This window comes from Polaromonas sp. CF318 (genome assembly GCF_000282655.1).
Taxonomy (GTDB): Bacteria; Pseudomonadota; Gammaproteobacteria; order Burkholderiales; family Burkholderiaceae_C; genus Polaromonas.
Genome location: NZ_AKIV01000086.1, coordinates 1 through 18,769, shown reverse-complemented (window position 1 = coordinate 18,769; position 18,769 = coordinate 1). Strand labels below are relative to the sequence as shown.

17 protein-coding genes are annotated in these 18,769 nt (G+C 65.7%); 13 read left to right on the top strand and 4 right to left on the bottom strand.

Features of this window, described 5'->3' with window-relative positions; translation table 11 throughout:
* Positions 1–101 precede the first annotated feature (101 nt).
* The gene (locus PMI15_RS16565; RefSeq protein ID WP_007871584.1) at positions 102–1,004 is read left to right on the top strand and encodes a LysR family transcriptional regulator; all 903 of its coding nucleotides are present in this window, start codon (positions 102–104) and stop codon (positions 1,002–1,004) included.
* Positions 1,005–1,113: 109 nt separating this feature from the next.
* Here PMI15_RS16565 and soxR read toward each other — a convergent pair whose 3' ends face one another.
* The gene (gene soxR / locus PMI15_RS16560; RefSeq protein WP_007871581.1) at positions 1,114–1,593 is read right to left on the bottom strand and encodes a redox-sensitive transcriptional activator SoxR; all 480 of its coding nucleotides are present in this window, start codon (positions 1,591–1,593) and stop codon (positions 1,114–1,116) included.
* A gap of 102 nt (positions 1,594–1,695) precedes the next feature.
* Between soxR and PMI15_RS16555 the strand changes: the two genes are divergently transcribed.
* Positions 1,696–2,052 (top strand): antibiotic biosynthesis monooxygenase, encoded by a 357-nt coding sequence (locus PMI15_RS16555; RefSeq protein ID WP_007871578.1) that lies wholly within the window; start codon positions 1,696–1,698, stop codon positions 2,050–2,052.
* A 12-nt stretch (positions 2,053–2,064) separates the two neighbouring features.
* Here the strand turns inward: PMI15_RS16555 and xdhB are convergent, their stop codons facing one another.
* Positions 2,065–4,509: a xanthine dehydrogenase molybdopterin binding subunit gene (gene xdhB, locus PMI15_RS16550; RefSeq protein WP_007871576.1), complete on the bottom strand. Its 2,445-nt coding sequence runs from the start codon at positions 4,507–4,509 to the stop codon at positions 2,065–2,067.
* The gene (gene xdhA, locus PMI15_RS16545; protein WP_007871574.1) at positions 4,506–5,972 is read right to left on the bottom strand and encodes a xanthine dehydrogenase small subunit; all 1,467 of its coding nucleotides are present in this window, start codon (positions 5,970–5,972) and stop codon (positions 4,506–4,508) included. Before xdhA ends, xdhB begins: the two co-directional genes overlap by 4 nt.
* A gap of 69 nt (positions 5,973–6,041) precedes the next feature.
* Here xdhA and PMI15_RS16540 point away from each other — a divergent pair, with 69 nt between their 5' ends.
* From PMI15_RS16540 to PMI15_RS16510, 7 genes are all read left to right on the top strand, one after another.
* Positions 6,042–6,974 carry a LysR family transcriptional regulator gene (locus tag PMI15_RS16540; protein ID WP_007871572.1) on the top strand — a complete coding sequence of 311 codons (933 nt, stop codon included), beginning with the start codon at positions 6,042–6,044 and terminating at the stop codon, positions 6,972–6,974.
* 83 nt (positions 6,975–7,057) lie between these two features.
* A complete protein-coding gene (locus PMI15_RS16535; protein WP_007871570.1) occupies positions 7,058–8,617 on the top strand; it encodes an ABC transporter ATP-binding protein in 1,560 nt (519 codons plus the stop codon).
* The gene (locus PMI15_RS16530; RefSeq protein ID WP_007871568.1) at positions 8,604–9,716 is read left to right on the top strand and encodes an ABC transporter permease; all 1,113 of its coding nucleotides are present in this window, start codon (positions 8,604–8,606) and stop codon (positions 9,714–9,716) included. Before PMI15_RS16535 ends, PMI15_RS16530 begins: the two co-directional genes overlap by 14 nt.
* Positions 9,716–10,636, top strand: coding sequence for an ABC transporter permease (locus tag PMI15_RS16525; RefSeq protein ID WP_007871567.1), 921 nt, complete (start codon positions 9,716–9,718; stop codon positions 10,634–10,636). The genes PMI15_RS16530 and PMI15_RS16525 overlap by 1 nt, the downstream gene beginning before the upstream one ends.
* A gap of 91 nt (positions 10,637–10,727) precedes the next feature.
* Entirely contained in the window at positions 10,728–11,885 is a 1,158-nt protein-coding gene (locus PMI15_RS16520; RefSeq protein WP_007871565.1) for a BMP family ABC transporter substrate-binding protein, read from the top strand.
* A gap of 136 nt (positions 11,886–12,021) precedes the next feature.
* On the top strand, positions 12,022–13,074 hold the full coding sequence (locus tag PMI15_RS16515) for an adenosine deaminase (protein WP_007871563.1): 1,053 nt from the start codon (positions 12,022–12,024) through the stop codon (positions 13,072–13,074).
* Between the two features lie 299 nt (positions 13,075–13,373).
* A complete protein-coding gene (locus PMI15_RS16510; protein WP_007871560.1) occupies positions 13,374–14,663 on the top strand; it encodes a YbfB/YjiJ family MFS transporter in 1,290 nt (429 codons plus the stop codon).
* Positions 14,664–14,674: 11 nt separating this feature from the next.
* Here PMI15_RS16510 and PMI15_RS16505 read toward each other — a convergent pair whose 3' ends face one another.
* A complete protein-coding gene (locus tag PMI15_RS16505; RefSeq protein ID WP_007871558.1) occupies positions 14,675–15,079 on the bottom strand; it encodes a tautomerase family protein in 405 nt (134 codons plus the stop codon).
* 128 nt (positions 15,080–15,207) lie between these two features.
* On the opposite strand from PMI15_RS16505, the gene PMI15_RS16500 reads away from it, so the two are divergent.
* The 4 genes from PMI15_RS16500 (at position 15,208) to guaD (ending at position 18,758) form a co-directional block, all read left to right on the top strand.
* On the top strand, positions 15,208–16,092 hold the full coding sequence (locus PMI15_RS16500; protein WP_007871554.1) for a LysR substrate-binding domain-containing protein: 885 nt from the start codon (positions 15,208–15,210) through the stop codon (positions 16,090–16,092).
* Positions 16,093–16,329: 237 nt separating this feature from the next.
* Complete coding sequence (queE, locus tag PMI15_RS16495; protein ID WP_007871550.1) at positions 16,330–16,965, top strand: 7-carboxy-7-deazaguanine synthase; 636 nt, start codon at positions 16,330–16,332, stop codon at positions 16,963–16,965.
* Between the two features lie 23 nt (positions 16,966–16,988).
* Entirely contained in the window at positions 16,989–17,351 is a 363-nt protein-coding gene (locus tag PMI15_RS16490) for a 6-carboxytetrahydropterin synthase (RefSeq protein ID WP_007871547.1), read from the top strand.
* Positions 17,352–17,468: 117 nt separating this feature from the next.
* The gene (guaD, locus tag PMI15_RS16485) at positions 17,469–18,758 is read left to right on the top strand and encodes a guanine deaminase (protein WP_007871541.1); all 1,290 of its coding nucleotides are present in this window, start codon (positions 17,469–17,471) and stop codon (positions 18,756–18,758) included.
* The last annotated feature ends 11 nt before the right edge of the window (positions 18,759–18,769 follow it).

The following is an 18,769-nucleotide window of genomic DNA, read 5'->3' as shown; positions in this document are numbered from 1 at the left end:
GCCTGTCTCCTGATTGCTTTGTTCTCTTGTGGGGAGTCTGGAGTTTGGCCTTCGGGAAACTATCAATCAATAAAATAGAAAAACTATCTAGTATTCATTCAATGCATATAAAAGACATAGACCTGAATTTGCTTAGGCTGTTCGACGCGGTCTATCGCACCCGCAACGTCAGCCGCGCGGCAGAAATGCTGGACCTGACGCAGCCCGCCGCCAGCCAGGGCCTGACGCGCCTGCGGCTGCTGATCAAGGACCCGCTGTTTGTGCGGGCCGGCGGCGGCGTGCAGCCCACACCCAAGGCCGACAGGCTGGCCGACGCGGTGCGCAGCGCGCTGGCCACGCTGGAGCAGGCGCTCAATGAGTCGGTGCTGTTTGAACCGCTGCAATCGCGCAAGGTGTTCCGTATCCACATGAGCGACATCGGCGAGGGCCGCTTCCTGCCGGACCTGATGGTGGCATTGCGCCGGCAGGCACCCGGCGTGCGCATCGAGACCTCACCCGTGGCCCGCGGCGAGATTGCCGCGTCGCTGGACAGCGGGCGCATCGACTTTGCCTTTGGCTTTCTGCCCACGGTCAAGGACACCCAGCGCGTGCAGCTGCTCAAGGACCGTTATGTGGTGCTGCTGCGCGCGGGCCACCCCTTTGCCGGCTCGCGGCGCGGCGGCCAGGCCTTGCTGGATGCGCTGCGCCAGCTGGAGTTCGTGGCGGTGCGCACCCACTCCGACACGTTGCGCATCCTGCAAATGCTGCAGCTGGAAGACCGGCTGCGCCTGACGACGGAACATTTCATGGTGCTGCCCTCCATCGTCCAGGCCACCGACCTCGCGGTGGTCATGCCGCGGAACATCGCCAGGATATTCGCGGCAACGGACAACTACATCATCATCGAGCCGCCGTTTCCCCTGCGCGACTTCACGGTGTCGCTGCACTGGAGCAAACGGTTTGAGTCGGACCCCGGCAACCGGTGGATGCGGCAGACCATCGTGACGCTGTTCTCTGAGGGATGAAGGGGCAGTTTTATATCCGCAGATTTCGCAGATTTACGCAGATAAGACAAATACAAACTTCTGGTTTTAGTCTGTGTAAATCTGCGAAATCTGTGGATAAATTCAGTCTCTAAGCGCCATCCCGCCGCCTCACCCACAAGCGCTGCGGCCCCGTGCCCTGTTCCCCCAGCTTGTCATAAGGATTGCGCAGCCGGCATTTGTCGATCGACAGGCAGCCGCAGCCTATGCAGTCGTCCAGCGTGTCGCGCAGTTTCTTGAGTTGCGCCATGCGCTCGTCGAGGTCGGCGCGCCAGGCGGCCGACAGGCGCTCCCAGTCGGCGCGGCTGGGCGCGGCCCTGGCGGGCAGGGTGGACAGGGCCGCCTCGATGTCGGCCAGCGCGATGCCGACCCGCTGCGCCACACGCACAAAAGCCACACGGCGCAGCATCTCGCGCGCATAGCGTCGCTGGTTGCCCTCGGTGCGGGTGCTGCTGATCAGCCCCTTGGTTTCATAAAAGTGCAGGGTTGAAACCGCCACGCCGCTGCGGCGCGCCATGTCGCCGACCGAGAGCGTGGGGAAGATGCCGGCCTGTTCCAGTTCCGTGCCCATGGATTTCCTTGCAAAAAAATGCTTGACCTCAACTTTACTTGAGGTTCTAGACTCCTGCTTTTGCGAGCCAATCGGCCCGCTTTTTTCAAAGGAGTTGTTTCCATGTCCAGCGATTCATCCAGCCCCGCTTCCTCTTCCACCTCCTCTTCCGCCTCCGTGTTCCGCGTCGACAAATTTGTCGTGCCATCGCAGTCCATCTCCGCTTTTGTCGAGCGCATTCACCAGGTCCAGCGCATGCTGGGCGAGCAACCGGGCTGCCTGCAAAAACACGTGCTGACCCAAACCGGCGACAGCAGCGAGTTCGACGTGGTGACCGTGGTGGAGTGGGCCAATGCCGATGCCGTGGCCGCCGCCCAGGCCGTGATGCAAAAGCGGCTTGCCAGCGAGGGCTTTGATATCCAGGCTTTCAGGAAAAAGCTGGGGGTGCGTGGGGATTCGGGGATGTACCGAGCTGCCTGAACCCCGCTTTGTTCAGGTCCCGCCCAGCGCCTTGAGCACATGCTCCGGCGTGGCAGGCGCCTCCAGCGCGACGGCCTGTCCCGGTCGTGCAAAGGCAATCGCATCTCGCAGCGCCTCATACACACTGATCGCCAGCATCAGCGGCGGCTCGCCCACGGCCTTGCTGCCGAAGACGTTGTCTTCGCGATTCGGCTCGGGCCAGAAATCGACCTTGAAATGTTCGGGCACGTCGCCGGTGGCGGGGATTTTGTAGGTGCTGGGTGCGTGGGTGCTGAGCAGGCCTTTATCGTTCCACACCAGTTGTTCAGTGGTGAGCCAGCCCATGCCCTGGATAAAACCACCTTCGATCTGGCCTATGTCTATGGCCGGGTTGATGCTAGTACCCACGTCGTGCAGGATGTCGACCTTGAGCACGCGGCTTTCGCCGGTCAGCGTATCTATGGCGACCTCGGTGCAGGCCGCGCCGTAGGCGAAGTAATAAAACGGCCGGCCGGTCAGGGTGGTCTTGTCGTAGTGGATTTTCGGCGTGCGGTAAAAACCGTCGCTCCACAGTTGTATGCGGTTGGCATAGGCCAGCTTCACGACTTCGGTAAAGGGCCGCGCGCCTGCGGGCGTGACGACTTGACCGTTTTCAAATTGCACGGCGCCCGCGCCGCAGCGGTCCAGACCGGCGACAAACTGCGCGAGGTTGTCGCGCACATTGCGGGCGGCGTACTGCGCGGCGCGGGCGTTGAGGTCGGTGCCGGCCGAGGCGGCGGTGGCCGATGCGTTGGGGACCTTGCTGGTGTCGCTGGCGGTGGCCAGCACCTGGGCAAGGGGCACGCCGAGTTCGTCGGCCACGATCTGCGCGACCTTGGTGTTCAGGCCCTGGCCCATTTCGGTGCCACCGTGGTTCACCTGCACGCTGCCGTCGGTATAGACGTGCACCAGCGCGCCGGCCTGGTTGAACAGCGTGGCGGTGAAGGAGATGCCGAACTTGACGGGGGTGAGGGCGATGCCGCGCTGGATGACCTGGCTTTGCTGGTTCCAGGCGGCAATCGCTTTGCGGCGTTGCCGGTACTGAGAGCTTGCCTCCAGCCGCCTCAGTAGCGGTTCGAGGATGTTGTCCTCGACTTTCATCTGGTAGTGCGTCGTATCGCGGCGCCGTTCCGGCGCGATCGCGTTCGCCGCTGCGACGACTTCGTCGCTGTACAGGTTGCGCCTGCGCACGTCCAGCGGGTCCAGGCCCAGGGTGCGCGCGATGTCGCCCATGATGGCCTCGATCACGATCATGCCCTGCGGGCCGCCGAAGCCGCGGAAGGCGGTGTTGCTCTGGGTGTTGGTCTTGCAGCGGTAGGAGGCAATCTCCACGTCTTCGAGGAAGTAGGCGTTGTCGGCATGGAAGACGGCGCGGTCGGCCACCGGGCCTGAAAGGTCGGCGCTAAAGCCGCAATTCACTGCCATCATGAGCTTGAGGCCGGTGAGCCGGCCGCTGTTGTCAAAACCCACGTCGTATTCATAGGCGAAGGGGTGCCGCTTGCCGGTGACCATAAAGTCGTCGTCGCGGTCCAGCCGCAGCTTGACGGGGCAATGCAGCTTGTGGGCGGCAATCGCGGCCCACACGGCCATCTGGCCCGACTGGGTTTCCTTGCCGCCGAAGCCGCCGCCCATGCGCCGGCATTCGACGCGGACCGCATGGTTGGCAATGCCCAGCGCGTGCGACACCCAGTGCTGGATCTCGCCGGGGTGCTGGGTGCTGGAATAGACCAGCCATTGCTGCTGCTCCTGCGGCACGACGTAGGCGACCTGGCCTTCGAGGTAGAAGTGTTCCTGGCCGCCGACTTCGAGCGTGCCCTGCAACCGGTGGGCGGCTTTTTTGAGGGCGGCCGCCGCGTCGCCGCGTTTCACAAAGACCGGTGGTAGCACATAACTTTCAGCCTTGAGCGCGTCCTGGGCCTTGAGCAGGGCGGGCAGGGGCTGGATGTTGCACACCACCTTGCGCGCGGCGCGGCGCGCCTGCATCACAGTGTCAGCCACCACCACGCCTATGACCTGGCCTATGTGCTGCACAGTCTCTTGCGCGAACACCGACTCGTCATGCGAGAAATTGCCCAGCACCGGGTCGCCCGGGATGTCGCGCGCGAGGATCACGTCACGCACACCGGGCATGGCCAGGGCCGCGGCCGTGTCCACGCCCAGCAGGCGGCCGTGCGCTACGCTGGAAAGTATGGGCGCGGCATGCAGCGTGCCGCGCAGTTCGGGAATGTCGTCGACATAGGTGGCGGCGCCGGCCACCTGCGCGCGCGCGCTTTCATGCGGGGTGGATCGGCCGGCCGCGCGCGCGCCGGCGGGCTGGCGGGCCAGCGAAGTTTTCTCGGCCGGGTCGGCGGGCGGCACGCCGTCGGCGTGGGCGTTGGCCGTGCGCACGGCCGGGTCGGCCACCACGTCGCGGCTCATGGATATGTCCTTGGCATTCATGCGGCCTCCTCCAGCCGGAAGGAGGCCAGGTTGATCTGCTGCAAGCCCTGGCTCTCGAGCCAGTAGCGCTGCAGCAAATTGCCCAGCACCTCGCTGCGGTAGGCGGCCGAAGCCCGCATGTCGGAGATGGGCGAGAACTCGGCGCGCAAGGTGACCATGGCCTGCTGCACGGTGGCCTGGGTCCAGGGTTGGCCCTTGAGCGCCGCTTCGGTCTGCACCGCGCGCACCGGCGTGGCGGCCACGCCTCCCGCGCCTATCGAGGCGGCGATGACCTTGCCGTCCTGCACTTGCAGGTTGATGGCCAGGCAGACGGCCGAGATATCGTCGTCATAGCGCTTGGAGATTTTGTAGACCTTCATCGCTTCCAGGGGCTGCGGCCTGGGCACTTTGATCCAGGCCAGCACCTCATCGGCCGCCATGACGTTCTTGCGATAGCCGGTGTAAAGCTTCTCCAGCGGCATCTCGCGATGCCCGCGCACGCTCATGAGTACCACATTCGCGCCCAGCGCAATCAGCAGCGGCATGGAGTCACCGATCGGCGAGCCGTTGGCGACGTTGCCGCCCAGGGTGCCCGAATTACGCACCGGCAGGCCGGCAAAGCGGGCCGCGAAGTTGTGCAGCTGCGGCCGGTCTTTCACCAGCGCGGCATAGGCGTCGGCCAGCGTCACGGCCGCGCCTATGGCGATGTGGTGCGGGTAGTGTTCAATGCGCCGCAGCTCTTCGACCCGGGTGACATCGATCACCTGGCCGAATTCCTGGTGCATCTTGGTGACCCAGAGGCCCACGTCGGTGCAGCCGGCGACCAGCTGGGCGCCGGGTTGTTCCGCGCGGGCTTGCAGCAGTCCGGCCAGGGTGCGCGGGGCCAGGTACGCTGTTTCGGTCACACCGGGCTCCGAGCGCAGGGACTGGAGCTGGCGCAGCAGGGCGGCTTCATCGACCTTCACGGGCGGCAGCGCGGCCATGGCCTGCGCGGCGTCCAGAATGGGCCGGTAGCCGGTGCAGCGGCAGAGATTGCCCGAGAGTTCTTCCTGCGCCAGTTCCCGGCTGATGGGCTCGCCCTTGCACACATGGTTTTGGTACATGCCGAACAGGCTCATGACAAAGCCTGGGGTGCAGAAGCCGCATTGGGAGCCGTGTTCATTCACCATGGCTTGCTGCGCGGGATGCAGGGTTCCGTCTTTCGCTAGGTCTTCGACGGTCCACAGCGCCATGCCGTCAATTGAATGCGCCAGCCGAATGCAGCTGTTGATGGCGCGGTACTGGACCTGTCCGCCGGCCGCCTCGCCCAGCACCACGGTGCAGGCGCCGCAGTCGCCCTCGCCGCAGCCTTCCTTGGTGCCGGTGCAGGCCAGGTCCTCGCGCAGCAAGTCCAGCAGGGTGCGGCTGGGTGGTACATTGCTTACGGAAACAACTTCCCCCCGCCTGATGAAGCGGATGGGTCTGGAAAAAAGTGGGACAGCCATGCTTCAGGTTAAACACTCACGCCGTGCCCGGCATATCAAAGCCCATATCAAGCGCATGGGTGAAAAGGTATGAAAGACCAGGCGCTTTTCGACAAGATAGACCTCCATCTCATCAGGGTCTTGAACACCGTGCTTACTGAACGCAGCGTATCACGCGCCGCCATCCGATTGGGTATGTACCAGCCCGCCGTCAGCGCGGCGCTCAAGCGCCTGCGCGTGCTGGCCGGCGACCCCATCCTGGTGCGTTCGGGCGCGGGCATGGTGCCCACCGATGCCGGCCTGCGCATGATTGAGCCTTCCGCCAGCATTTTGCGCGCGGCCGGCATGCTGTTCAGCGACGCCCGCGGCTTTGACCCGGCCACGGCCGACACCACCTTCCGCCTGGCGGCCAGCGACTACCTGGACCCGCTCTTTTTGCCGCAGCTGGTCGCGCAGGTCAAGGCGCAGGCGCCGCGCTGCCGCATCGAGATCCAGCCGCTGTCGGCCGACTCCGACTACCGCGCGCAGCTGGCCCAGGGCCAGGCCGACATCGTGATCGGCAACTGGGCCGCGCCGCCCGACGACCTGCACATGGCGCGCCTGTTCGGCGACGAGGTGGTGTGCCTGGTGGCCAAGGACCACCCCGCGGTGCGCCGCGGCTGGGATGCCGCAAGCTGGCTGGAAGCCGAGCACATCGCGCCTTCGGCGCTGCACCCGGGCGCCAAGGGCGTGATCGACGAGCACCTGGACACGCTGGGCCTGGCGCGCAACATCACGGTGCGCTGCCCGCACTTCGGCCTGATGCCGTCCATGGTGGCATCAAGCTTGCTGGTGATGACCACGGGCCGCCAGTATTGCGAACGTTTTGCCGCGATCCTGCCGGTCGCCATACTGCCCAGCCCGGTGGAGTTCCCCCGCATGATGTATTACCAGCTCTGGCACGAACGCACCCATGCCTCCAATGCCGCGAAATGGCTGCGCGAGAGGGTCAAGTCCGTGGCGTCCATGCTGCGAAAAGAATAGTTTCCCGCGCCGGCCGGGGCGTGAAGCGTGAGGCCGGCTCCCTAGAATACCGACGACCTTAAAAAAACGGACACCACGAGACAATGAGCGCAGCACAGCCCCCCAACGACAGCCCCTCCGGGCCGCAAGCGCGGCTGCGGCTTGAGGGCATCAGCAAAAGTTATCCCGGCGTGCTGGCCAACAGCGGCATTTCGCTGACCGTGCGGCCCGGCGAGATCCACGCCGTGCTGGGCGAAAACGGGGCGGGCAAGTCCACGCTGATGAAAATCATCTACGGCGCCGTCAGGCCCGACGCCGGCACGGTGGCCATGGACGGCCAGCCGGTGACGGTGCGCAATCCGCATGAGGCGCGGGCGCTGGGCATCAGCATGGTGTTCCAGCATTTCAGCCTGTTCGACACGCTCACCGTGGCCGAAAACGTCTGGCTCGGGCTGGGCAAACACCTGAGCCTGGCCGAGGTGTCCAAACGCATCACCGAGACCACCCAGGCCTACGGCCTGCAGCTGGACCCGACGCGGCCGGTGCACACGCTCAGCGTGGGCGAGCGCCAGCGCGTGGAGATCGTGCGCGCGCTGCTGACCCATCCCAAGCTGCTGATCCTCGACGAGCCGACCTCGGTGCTGACGCCGCAGGCGGTGGAAAACCTGTTTGTCACCCTGCGCCAGCTGGCCGCGCAGGGCTGCAGCATCTTGTACATCAGCCACAAGCTGCATGAAATTCGCGCGCTGTGCACCGCCTGCACGGTGCTGCGCGGCGGCAAGGTGTCGGGTGAATGCGACCCGCGCCAGGAATCCAACGCCTCGCTAAGCCGCCTCATGATTGGCGCCGAGCCGCCGGCGCTGGAGCACCGCGAGCTGCACGCCGGCGCCGTGGTGCTGGACGTCAAGCGGCTGGACCTGCCGAAGGAAGAACAGTTCGGCGTGGACCTGCACCAGGTGGCGCTGCAGGTGCGCGCCGGCGAGGTGGTGGGCATTGCCGGCGTCTCGGGCAACGGCCAGAAGGAGTTGCTGTACGCGCTCTCGGGTGAAGACACCCGCGCCGCCGGCGATGCCATCGTGGTCAAGGGCCAGGCCGTGGGCAAGCTGGGGCCGCACCGGCGCCGCGCGCTGGGCCTGCATTTTGTGCCCGAGGAGCGACTGGGCCGCGGCGCCGTGCCTTCGCTCTCGCTGGCGCGCAACCTGCTGCTCACGCGCAAGGAGTCCGTCGCCGGCAACGGCTGGCTGAACCGCGGCGCGCTGCAGGCGCAGGCCGAGCGCATCATCGCCGCCTACAAGGTCAAATCGGGCGGGCCGCAGGCCGTGGCCAAGTCGCTGTCGGGCGGCAACCTGCAGAAATTCATCATGGGCCGCGAGATCGACGCCCAGCCCACGCTGCTCATCGTCTCGCAGCCGACCTGGGGTGTGGACGTGGGCGCGGCCACGCAGATACGCGGCGAGCTGCTCAAGCTGCGCGACGCCGGCTGCGCGGTGCTGGTGGTCAGTGAAGAACTCGAGGAGCTGTTCGACATCTGCGACCGGCTGTATGTGATGGCCAAGGGCCAGCTTTCGCCCTCGCTGCCGCGCGCCGACGCCACGGTGGAACGCGTGGGGCAGTGGATGAGCGGCCTGTGGTCGCAGACGGAGGCCTCGCATGCCCCAGCTTGAAGTCCGCCCCCAGCCGTCCTCCTTCTGGAGCTATGCCTCGCCGCTGCTGGCCCTGCTGATCACCGTGCTGATTGGCGTGGCGCTGTTCGTGGCCCTCGGCAAGGACCCGGTCAAGGGCCTGCAGGTGTTTTTCTGGGAGCCGATCAAGTCGCCCTATGCCATCGGCGAACTGCTGGTCAAGGCCACGCCGCTGCTCATCATCGCGCTGGGGCTGGCCGTGTGCTTTCGCTCCAATGTCTGGAATATAGGCGCCGAAGGCCAGTTCGTCATGGGTGCCATCGCGGCCGGCGGCATCGCGCTGCTGGCGGAAAAAACCACGGGCCCCTGGATTGTTCCGGCCATCCTGCTGGCCGGCATCGCGGGCGGCATGGCCTGGGCCGGCCTCACGGCTCTGCTGCGCGACCGCTTCAACGCCAATGAAATCCTGGTCAGCCTGATGCTGGTCTATGTGGCCGACATGGTGCTCAACTTCCTGGTCTTCGGGCCCTGGAAGGATCCCAACGGCTACAACTTCCCGCAGACCAAGACCTTTGAGGCCGTGACGCAGATCCCGCGGCTGATGCAGGGCTCGCGCGTGAACATCGGCATCCTGCTCGCGCTGTTGGGCGTGGCCGGGCTGTGGCTGTTTTTGTTCCGCACCTATGCGGGCTTCCGGCATGAAGTCAGCGGCCTGGCGCCCGCGGCCGCGCGCTACGCCGGTTTTTCGTCGCGCCGCGCGCTGTGGCTGGCCTTGCTGACTTCGGGCGGCGCGGCGGGCCTGGCCGGCGCGTTGGAGGTGGCCGGCCCCATAGGCCAGCTCACACCCTATGTGCCGGCGGGCTACGGCTTTGCCGCCATCATCGTGGCCTTTGTGGGGCGGCTGCACCCGGTGGGCGTGGTGTTCTCGGCCATCCTGATGAGCATGTTTTACATAGGCGGCGAGCTCGCGCAGTCGCGCCTGGGCCTGCCCAAGTCCATCACCGGCGTGTTCCAGGGCCTGCTGCTGTTCAGCCTGCTGGCCTGCGACACCCTGATCGCCTACCGCCTGAGGCTGGCCAGGCCCATCACCATGCCGGTGGCAACGCCGCCGTCTACCGAAGTCCTGAAAGGAGCCGAGTGATGGATTCCACCGCACTGCTGATCGCCGCGACGCTGAGCGCGGGCACCGTGCTGGCCATCGCGGCCCTGGGCCTGCTCATCAACGAAAAAGCCGGCATCGTCAACCTGGGTGCCGAGGGCATGATGCTGTGCGCCGCGATCGCCGGCTTTGCCACCGTGGTGCACACCGGCAACAGCTGGCTGGGCTTTGCGGCCGGCATGGCGGCGGGGGCCTTCCTGGCGGCCATCTTTGGCGTACTGGTGATCTGGCTCAACACCAACCAGTACGCGACCGGCCTGGCGCTGAGCCTCTTTGGCGCGGGCTTTTCGGCCTTTGCCGGCATCAGGTACGTGCAGGAAAAACTGCCCGAGCAGCCGCAGTACCCGATTCCCTTCCTGGCCGACGTCCCGCTGCTGGGCCCGGCGCTGTTCCGCCAGCATCCCATGGTCTATATCGCGATGGCGCTGACGGCCGGGCTGGTCTGGTTTTTGTACCGCACGCGCGCCGGCCTGGTGCTGCGCTCGGTCGGCGAAAGCCCCGAATCGGCGCATGCGCTGGGTTACCCGGTGCGGCGCATACGGCTGGCCGCCGTGGTGGCCGGCGGCGCGCTCTGCGGCCTGGCCGGCGCCTATGTGTCGGTGGCCTACACGCCTTTGTGGGTCGAGGGCATGATTGCCGGCAAGGGCTGGATCGCGCTGGCGCTCACCACCTTTGCCACCTGGCGCCCGGCACGGGTGTTGCTTGGGGCTTACCTGTTCGGCGGGGTGACCATGCTGCAATTCCACCTGCAAAGCCTGGGCGTGAACGTGCCCACGCAGTTTTTGAGCATGCTGCCCTACCTGGCGACCATCGTGGTGCTGGTGCTGATCTCGCGCAACCCGCTGTGGATTCGCGTCAACATGCCCAGCTCCATCGGCAAGCCGTTTTACCCCGGGGCCTGAGGACCTGTCCTGGGTTTCCGCCGCATAATTGCATTTTTCAAGCGCACCCTGTTTTACTTTCTTCACCTTCCTTCCACGAAAGCGAGATGACATGACTGACCTGCAAAAACGTTCCCTGCTCAAGCTGGCGGCCCTGTCCGCGGTGGCTGCGGCGGCCCTGGTGGGTTGCGGCAAAAAGGAAGAGGCGGCACCGGCAGCTCCGGCCGCCGCACCCGCGGCTGCAGCGCCCGCCGCGAAGGCCGAGCCCCTGAAGGTGGCGTTTGCCTACGTCGGCCCGGTGGGCGACGGCGGCTGGACCTATGCCCACGACAACGGCCGCAAGGCGGTGCAGCAGGCCTACGGCGACAAGGTCGTCACCAGCTTTGTCGAAAAAGTGCCCGAGTCGGCCGACGCCGAACGTGTGATCCGCGACATGGCGGCCCAGGGCAACAAGCTGATCTTCGGCACCACCTTCGGCTACATGGAGCCCATGCTCAAGGTCGCCGGCGACACCAAGGACGTGAAGTTCGAGCACGCCACCGGCTACAAGCAGGCCGACAACATGCGCACCTATGACAGCCGCACCTACGAAGGCGCCTACATGGCCGGCGTGATCGCCGGCAAGATGAGCAAGTCCGGCACGCTGGGCGTGGTCGGTTCGGTGCCGATTCCCGAAGTGGTGCGCAACATCAACAGCTTCACGCTGGGCGCGCAGTCGGTCAACCCCAAGGTCAAGACCAAGGTGGTCTGGGTCAACGAGTGGTTCAACCCGCCCAAGGAAACCGAAGCCGCCACCGCCCTGATCAACGGCGGCGCCGACGTGCTGTTCCAGAACACCGATTCCTCCGCCGTGCTGCAGACCGCCGAAAAAATGGGCAAGCGCGCCTTCGGCTGGGATTCCGACATGACCGCCTACGGCCCCAAGGCCCACCTGGCCTCGGCCATCATCAACTGGGGCCCTTACTACGTGAAGGCCGTGGGTGAGGCGCTCGAGGGCAAATGGAAGGGCAACACCGCCGCCTGGTGGGGCGTCAAGGAAGGCGCGATCGACATCGTCTCGATTGCCGCCGACGTGCCTGACGACACCAAAAAGCGCATCGACGAAGTCAAGGCCGGCCTCAAGGACGGCAGCTTCTCGATCTGGAAAGGCCCGATCACCGACAACACCGGCAAAGAACTGCTGGCCAAAGACGTGGTGGCCGACGACAAATTCCTGGGCGGCCTGAAGACTTACGTCAAGGGCGTCGAGGGCAAGGTACCCGGCAACTGAAGATAATGGACGCAGCGCCGCGCCCCCTGGAGCGATTCAGCGGGGCCGGAGCGCTCGCAACGCAGGTTCAAAAGCTGCCTTCGGGCAGCTTTTTTCGTTTCCTTTTTCGTTTCCCCATGATGCTTCTGGAACTGAAATGACGCCCCTCCCATTCGATATCAAACCCGTGGCCGCGGACCGCCTGACCGAGCTGCTCAAGCGCATGCCCAAGGCCGAGTTGCACATGCACATCGAGGGCTCGCTGGAGCCCGAGCTGATCTTCGCGCTGGCAAGCCGCAATGGCGTGCAAATCCCTTATGCCAGCGTCGAAGAGCTGCGCAGCGCCTACGCCTTCACCAACCTGCAGAGCTTTCTCGACATCTATTACGCCGGTGCCAGCGTGCTGATCACCGAGCAGGATTTCTACGACATGGCCCAGGCCTACCTGCGCAAGGCCGCGGCCGACAACGTCGTGCACACCGAGATGTTCTTCGACCCGCAGACGCACACCGCGCGAGGCGTCAGCATGGCCACCGTCGTCAATGGCTTGCACCGCGCCTGCGTGGATGCGCAGGCTGAATTCGGCGTGAGCGCCTCGCTGATCCTGTGCTTTCTGCGCCACCTGAGCGAGGAGGACGCCTTTGAAACGCTGGAGCAGGCCTTGCCGTTTCGCGACAAGTTCATCGGCATAGGGCTTGATTCAGGCGAGGTCGGCAACCCGCCCGAGAAATTCGCGCGTGTGTTCGCGCGCTGCCGCGAACTGGGCTTTCACCTGGTCGCCCACGCCGGAGAAGAAGGTCCGCCCGAATACGTCTGGACGGCGCTCGACGTGCTCAAGGTCGAGCGTGTGGACCACGGCGTGCGTTCCAGCCGCGATGCAGCGCTGATGCGGCGCCTGGCGCAAGACCGCATTCCACTCACGGTGTGCCCGCTGTCCAACCTCAAGCTCTGCGTGTTCCCCGACCTGGCCAGCCACAACATTCGCGAACTGCTGGATGCCGGCCTGGCCGCCACCGTCAACTCGGACGACCCGGCCTACTTCGGCGGCTATATGAACGAGAACTTCACGCAGACCTTTGCGGCCACCGGCATGGATGCGCGCCATGCCTACACGCTGGCGCGCAACAGCTTTGAGGCCAGCTTTATCGATGCCTCGGCCAAGGCGCGTTATGTGGACCGCCTCAATGAGAGCTTTGAGCGCTTTCGCTGAGCGCCGCGGTCTTTATCCGCAGATTATTTATTCCGCAGATGATTTATCCGCAGATTACGCAGATTTCCGCAGATGAAGAAAAATGTGATGGAAGGTTGTGTGTCCATCGCAGGGAACTGAGGTGGCGTCTTGAATACAAATCTCCTGTCTTCAATCTGCGGAAATCTGCGTAATCTGCGGATAAGGTTTCAACTCTGCGGATCCAGGTTCCCCGGGGGTTATTCGGCCCGGCACCAGCCTGGACGACGGTCCAAACGTATGATCCGGGTAGAACCCTGAAGCAAGCAAGGACCCCGGGCATGGCCTCCACATCGCAGCCGCATCAAGAGTCTCCTCCTACCCCCCACGGCGCCTGGCCCATCGCACTGGCCGGGCTGGTGGCACTGGCAGTCGCCATGGGCATAGGCCGCTTTGCCTTCACGCCGCTCCTGCCCATGATGCTCAGCGACGGCGTGGTCGACCTGCCCACGGCCAGCTGGCTGGCCAGCGCCAATTACTTCGGCTACATGCTGGGCGCGATTCTCTGCACGCTGCAGCCCTGGCTGTGGGCGCGCTTCAAATGGCTGCCTTCGCTGGCCTATTCCTCGCTGGTGCGCGCCGGGCTGCTCGCCACTGGCGTGCTCACGCTGGCGATGGGCTGGCATTTCCCCGCCGCCTGGCCGCTGCTGCGCTTTGCGGCGGGTGTGACCAGCGCGGTGGTGTTTGTGTTCACTTCGGGCTGGTGCCTCTCGCAACTGGCCAGGCGTGGCGTGCCCGCGATGGGCGGCATCATCTACGTCGGCCCGGGCGCCGGTATTGTGGTCAGCGGCCTGTTCGCCACCGGCATGGTGGCCTGGCACTGGACGGCTGCTACGGGCTGGATGCTGTTTGGTGCGCTGTCCTTTGTGCTGGCGGCCTTGGTGTGGCACGTCCTGCGCGGCGGCGACGAGCGCCTGATCGCGCTGGCGCCGCGTGCGGCGGCCTCGCCCGGTGCGGCGCCCCAGCACGGCCAGGCCGAGATGACGCTGCTCACGCTGGCCTACGGCCTGGCCGGTTTCGGCTACATCATCACCGCCACCTTTTTGCCGGTGATTGCGCGCGCGGCCTTGCCGGGCTCGCCCTGGCTGGACATGTTCTGGCCCATCTTCGGCCTGGGCGTGATGATTGGCGCGCTGCTGGCCACGCGCCTGCCGCCGGGCAAGGATTTCCGCCTGCTGCTGGCGGGCTGCTACTTTTTGCAGGCCCTGGGCATCGCGGCCAGCCTCTGGAGCCCCAGCCTCGCGGGCTTTGCCATTGGCAGCCTGATGCTGGGTATCCCATTTACCGCCATCACTTTTTTTGCGATGCAGGAAGTGCGCCGCCTCAAGCCCGCCACGGCCGCGAGTTTTATGGGCCTGCTGACCGCCACCTACGGCGTCGGCCAGATCCTGGGCCCGCCGCTGGTGGCCGTGCTGCTGCGCCACACGCCCAATGCGGGCGCGGGCTTTACGCTGTCGCTGGAGATCGCCGCCGCCACGTTGCTCGTGGGCGCCGGCCTCTACCTGTGGATGGCCAGGTCCTATCCGGTGTTGCCACCGCTGCCGTCCGGCCAGATCGTCGCGGGCAAGTAGGTCGTTTTCTTTCAGCCCGGGCCGCGCTGCTGCACCAGCGCCATGGCGAACTTGCCGCCGCCCACCGACCAGTCCGAGTAGTCGTTCTCGTGCATGAAGATGAAAACATCGTCGGGCGCCACGCCGGCATTGGCTTTTAAATTGCGCGCGATGGCCGCGTAAAGCGCGCGTTTCATCGCATCGCTGCGGCCGCGCCGCAGCGTGATCTCGACGACCACCGGCCGCTCCGAACGCGCCATGCCGTTGAAAGTCCGGTCGAAGAAAAACTGCCCCGCGCCGTAGTCGTTCACCATGTTGAAGAGCTCGTCCTCGGGCATGCCTATGCTGTCGACCAGGGCCTGGTGTATGCCCATGACGATGCCTTGCCGGTGTTCGGGGCTGGTGCTCTGGTGGACGTGGGTGCGGATAAAAGGCATGTGATCTTTCCTCAATTAAAGCCGGTCTCGGCGAATTGCCGTGTGCCAAGTTACCGCGAATTTTGGCGGGAAGGCCTGGATTGGCCAAACGATTTCTTGGCATGATGTATGTGTCATAAACTCACATCATGAAGCGCCGCCTTCCACCCCTGAATGCCTTGCGCGCCTTTGAGGCCGCCGCCCGGCTGGGCCGCATGACGGCCGCCGCCGAGGAGCTGTCGGTCACGCCAGGCGCGATCAGCCGGCAGGTGCGGCAACTCGAACAGGCGCTGGGCGTGGTGCTGTTCGAGGGCGCCAAAAACAAGCCGCAGCTGACAGCCGCCGGCGCCTCGCTGTGGCCGGCGCTGTCCGCCGCGATGGACCAGATGGAGGCGGCGGTGCGCGAAGTGCGCAGCGGCGAGGCCGGAACGCTGGACGTGTGCTGCTTCAGCACTTTCACCGTCAAATGGTTGATTCCGCGCCTGTACGGCTTCAACGCCCTGCACCCCGGTACCGAGGTCCGCCTCAGCGCGGCCGAGCAGGCGCCGGACCTGGACCGCGACCGTTACGACCTCGTCATCACGGTCGCCGACCGCGGCAGCCAGGCCTCGGCCAGCTTGCTGCCGCTGTTTGTGGAGCGCCTGGGACCGGTCATGGCGCCCGCGCTGGCGGCCAGGGCGGCTGTGCGCCAGCCCCAGGACCTGGCGGGCCTGCCGTTGCTGCACACCCGCACGCGGCCCGACGCGTGGCGTACCTGGTGCGAGTCACGCGACGCGGGCTTTCCGGCGCAGGACGGCCCGGCCTTTGAGCACTATTACTTCACGCTGGAGGCCGCGGTGGGCGGGCTGGGCGTCTGCATCGCGCCCTGGCACCTGGTGATGGACGACCTGCGTGCCGGCCGCCTGGTGGCGCCGTTGGGCTTTGAGGAAAGCGCCTACCAATACGTGGCCAGGCGCCGTGCCGGGCCGCATGCGCGGCTGGACAGCTTTTGCGGCTGGCTGCAGCAGCAGGCGCGCGAGATGCCTGTGCCCTGAGGCCCGGCCGGGCCGCAAATCCCCTGAAATTCCGCCCCGGTTGCTGAACCGGTAAAATCAGGGCCTTCAGCGTGCTGTCCCGGCGCGCCCGCATTGTGTTTCTTCCGGGGCCATGTAGAGGACCACCATGTATAAAAACCTCGCGACCCCCGGTCTTTCGGCTTGTGTGGGCGCTTGTTTTATTTCTTCCGCTCCCCCTTCGATCTTGCACTCGCAGATGCCTGCACAGGCCGCGCCATGAGCTACCAGGTCAAGGAAATTTTCTACACGCTGCAGGGCGAGGGCGCCAATGCCGGGCGGCCCGCGGTGTTTTGCCGCTTTGCCGGTTGCAACCTCTGGTCGGGCCGCGAGCAGGACCGCGCCACGGCCGTCTGCCAGTTTTGCGACACCGACTTTGTGGGCACTGATGGCACGCTGGGCGGCAAGTTCGCCGATGCGGAGGCCTTGGCTGACCGCATTGCCGCACAGTGGCCGGCCGGCGACAATGCCCACCGCTTTGTGGTGATGACGGGCGGCGAGCCGCTGCTGCAGGTCGATGTGGAGCTGATTGCGGCGCTGCATGCGCGCGGCTTCCAGATCGCGGTCGAAACCAACGGCACCATTGCCGCGCCCGAGGGCATTGACTGGATTTGCGTGAGCCCCAAGGCCGGCGCGCCCTGGGTGCAGCGCGCGGGCCAGGAATTGAAGGTGGTCTGGCCCCAGCCCAGCTTTGACCTTGCCGAGCTCGAAGCCGCCGATTTCACGCACCGCTACCTGCAGCCCATGGACAACCCGCAAAGGCAGCAGAACACCGAAACCTGCATACAGCTGTGCATGGAGCGCCCGGCCTGGCGGCTCAGCCTGCAGACCCACAAGATCACGGGCATACGATGAAGCAAGCATCCCCACACCCACCCATGCGCTGCGAGATCAGCCAGACTTTTTACTTTGACGCGGCCCACACGCTCAAGCGCGCCATCGAGGCCGAAGGCAGCAAGCGCGTGCACGGCCACACCTACAACGCCGAGGTGTTTGTGGCCGGCGAGCCCGACGCCGCCACCGGCATGGTCATGGACCTGGGCCTGGTGCGGCGCGAAATCGCCGTGCTGCGCGAGGAGCTGGACCACCACCTGCTCGACGACGTGAAAGACCTGGGCCCGCCCACGCTGGAAAACCTCTGCCAGTTCATTTTCCGCAAGCTGGACGCCCGCCTGCCGGGGCTGACGTCCGTGCGCGTGTGGCGCGCCTCGCTGGGCGATGGCTGCCGCGTGAGCCGCTGAGTCGTTCCTGTTCCCTCTCTCCCTGGAGGAGGGGCAGGGTGAGGGCCGGTAGCGTCCGATACACCTTATCGCGTTTTACATATCGCGGTGCGCATATGCTGCGGTAACCTAGCCCCCATGAAAGCCTACCGCGCCGCCCTCCTGTATTTCACCGGCCCCGCCCAGGCCGCCTACGAGGCCGACGGCCTGCTGGTGGTGGGCCCGGACGGGCAAGGGCGTCAGGTGGTGCAGGCCGTGGGCAGTTACCAGGCCCTGGCCGCGCGCTTTGCCGAAGTCCCCACCGAACACCTGCCGGGCCGCATCATCGCGCCGGGTTTTGTGGACATGCACATCCACTACCCGCAGCTCGACGTGATCGGCTCGCCGGCCGAAGGCCTGCTGCCGTGGCTGGAAAATTACACCTTTCCCGAGGAAAGCCGCTTCTCGGGCACGGGGCACAGTGCGGAGGCCGCCGGGTTTTTCCTTGACGAGCTGCTGCGCAACGGCGTCACCACCGCGCTGGCTTTTGCCACCTCGCATCCCGCATCCGTCAATGCGCTGTTCAGCGAAGCGCAAAAGCGCAGCCTGCGCCTGATGACCGGCAAATGCCTGATGGACCAGAATTCGCCCGAGGGCGTGCGCGACGAGACCGCGCAAAGCCTCATCGACACCGAGGCGCTGATCCAGCGCTGGCACGGCGTGGACCGGCTGGGCTATGCGATCACGCCGCGCTTTGTGCCCAGCTGCAGCGAAGCCCAGCTGCGCGGGGCCGGCGAGCTGGCCGCCAAATACCCCGACGTCTGGATACAGTCCCACGTCGCCGAGAACAAGGACGAGATCGCCTGGGTGCGCCGCCTGTATCCCGAGGCGCGCAGCTATTTGAGTGTCTATGAGCAGTTCGGCCTGCTGCGCCCGCGTGCCGTCTATGCCCATTGCATTCACATCGACGACGAGGACCGCGCGCTGATGCGCGCCACCGGCACGGCCGCGGCCGTCAGCCCGACCAGCAACCTGTTCCTGGGCAGCGGTTTTTTTGACTACGAGGGCGCCGAGCGCATCGGGTATCCCTACGGCCTGGCCAGCGACGTGGGCGGCGGCACCTCCTTCAGTCCCTTCCACACCATGCTGGCTGCCTATTACGTGGGCCGCGAAGGGCAGACCAAGCCGGGCCTGTCGCTCTCGCCGCAGCAGCTGTGGTGGCAGCACACGGCGGGCGCGGCGCGTGCGCTGGGGCTGGAAGGCGTGGTGGGCAACCTGCAGCCCGGCTGCGAGGCCGACTTCGTGGTGCTCAACCCGCAGGCCACGCCGCTGCTGGCGCGCAAGACCGCACTGGCGGCCAACCTGGGCGAGCTGCTGTTCGCGCTGATCGTGCTGGGCGACGACCGGGTGATTGAGCGCACGGTGATTTCGCAGGCGGGTGGCGGGTGAGCGATCTGCGG

Bases quoted from the DNA above. Each gene is read 5' to 3' on its own strand.
- PMI15_RS16500 (WP_007871554.1), top strand. From the start codon at position 15,208: ATGAAGCGCCGCCTTCCACCCCTGAATGCCTTGCGCGCCTTTGAGGCC.
- PMI15_RS16490 (WP_007871547.1), top strand. From the start codon at position 16,989: ATGCGCTGCGAGATCAGCCAGACTTTTTACTTTGACGCGGCCCACACG.
- PMI15_RS16565 (WP_007871584.1), top strand. From the start codon at position 102: ATGCATATAAAAGACATAGACCTGAATTTGCTTAGGCTGTTCGACGCG.
- PMI15_RS16515 (WP_007871563.1), top strand. From the start codon at position 12,022: ATGACGCCCCTCCCATTCGATATCAAACCCGTGGCCGCGGACCGCCTG.
- PMI15_RS16530 (WP_007871568.1), top strand. From the start codon at position 8,604: ATGCCCCAGCTTGAAGTCCGCCCCCAGCCGTCCTCCTTCTGGAGCTAT.
- PMI15_RS16540 (WP_007871572.1), top strand. From the start codon at position 6,042: ATGAAAGACCAGGCGCTTTTCGACAAGATAGACCTCCATCTCATCAGG.
- PMI15_RS16510 (WP_007871560.1), top strand. From the start codon at position 13,374: ATGGCCTCCACATCGCAGCCGCATCAAGAGTCTCCTCCTACCCCCCAC.
- xdhB (WP_007871576.1), bottom strand. From the start codon at position 4,509: ATGAATGCCAAGGACATATCCATGAGCCGCGACGTGGTGGCCGACCCG.
- PMI15_RS16505 (WP_007871558.1), bottom strand. From the start codon at position 15,079: ATGCCTTTTATCCGCACCCACGTCCACCAGAGCACCAGCCCCGAACAC.
- PMI15_RS16535 (WP_007871570.1), top strand. From the start codon at position 7,058: ATGAGCGCAGCACAGCCCCCCAACGACAGCCCCTCCGGGCCGCAAGCG.
- soxR (WP_007871581.1), bottom strand. From the start codon at position 1,593: ATGGGCACGGAACTGGAACAGGCCGGCATCTTCCCCACGCTCTCGGTC.
- xdhA (WP_007871574.1), bottom strand. From the start codon at position 5,972: ATGGCTGTCCCACTTTTTTCCAGACCCATCCGCTTCATCAGGCGGGGG.
- PMI15_RS16525 (WP_007871567.1), top strand. From the start codon at position 9,716: ATGGATTCCACCGCACTGCTGATCGCCGCGACGCTGAGCGCGGGCACC.
- guaD (WP_007871541.1), top strand. From the start codon at position 17,469: ATGAAAGCCTACCGCGCCGCCCTCCTGTATTTCACCGGCCCCGCCCAG.
- PMI15_RS16520 (WP_007871565.1), top strand. From the start codon at position 10,728: ATGACTGACCTGCAAAAACGTTCCCTGCTCAAGCTGGCGGCCCTGTCC.
- queE (WP_007871550.1), top strand. From the start codon at position 16,330: ATGAGCTACCAGGTCAAGGAAATTTTCTACACGCTGCAGGGCGAGGGC.
- PMI15_RS16555 (WP_007871578.1), top strand. From the start codon at position 1,696: ATGTCCAGCGATTCATCCAGCCCCGCTTCCTCTTCCACCTCCTCTTCC.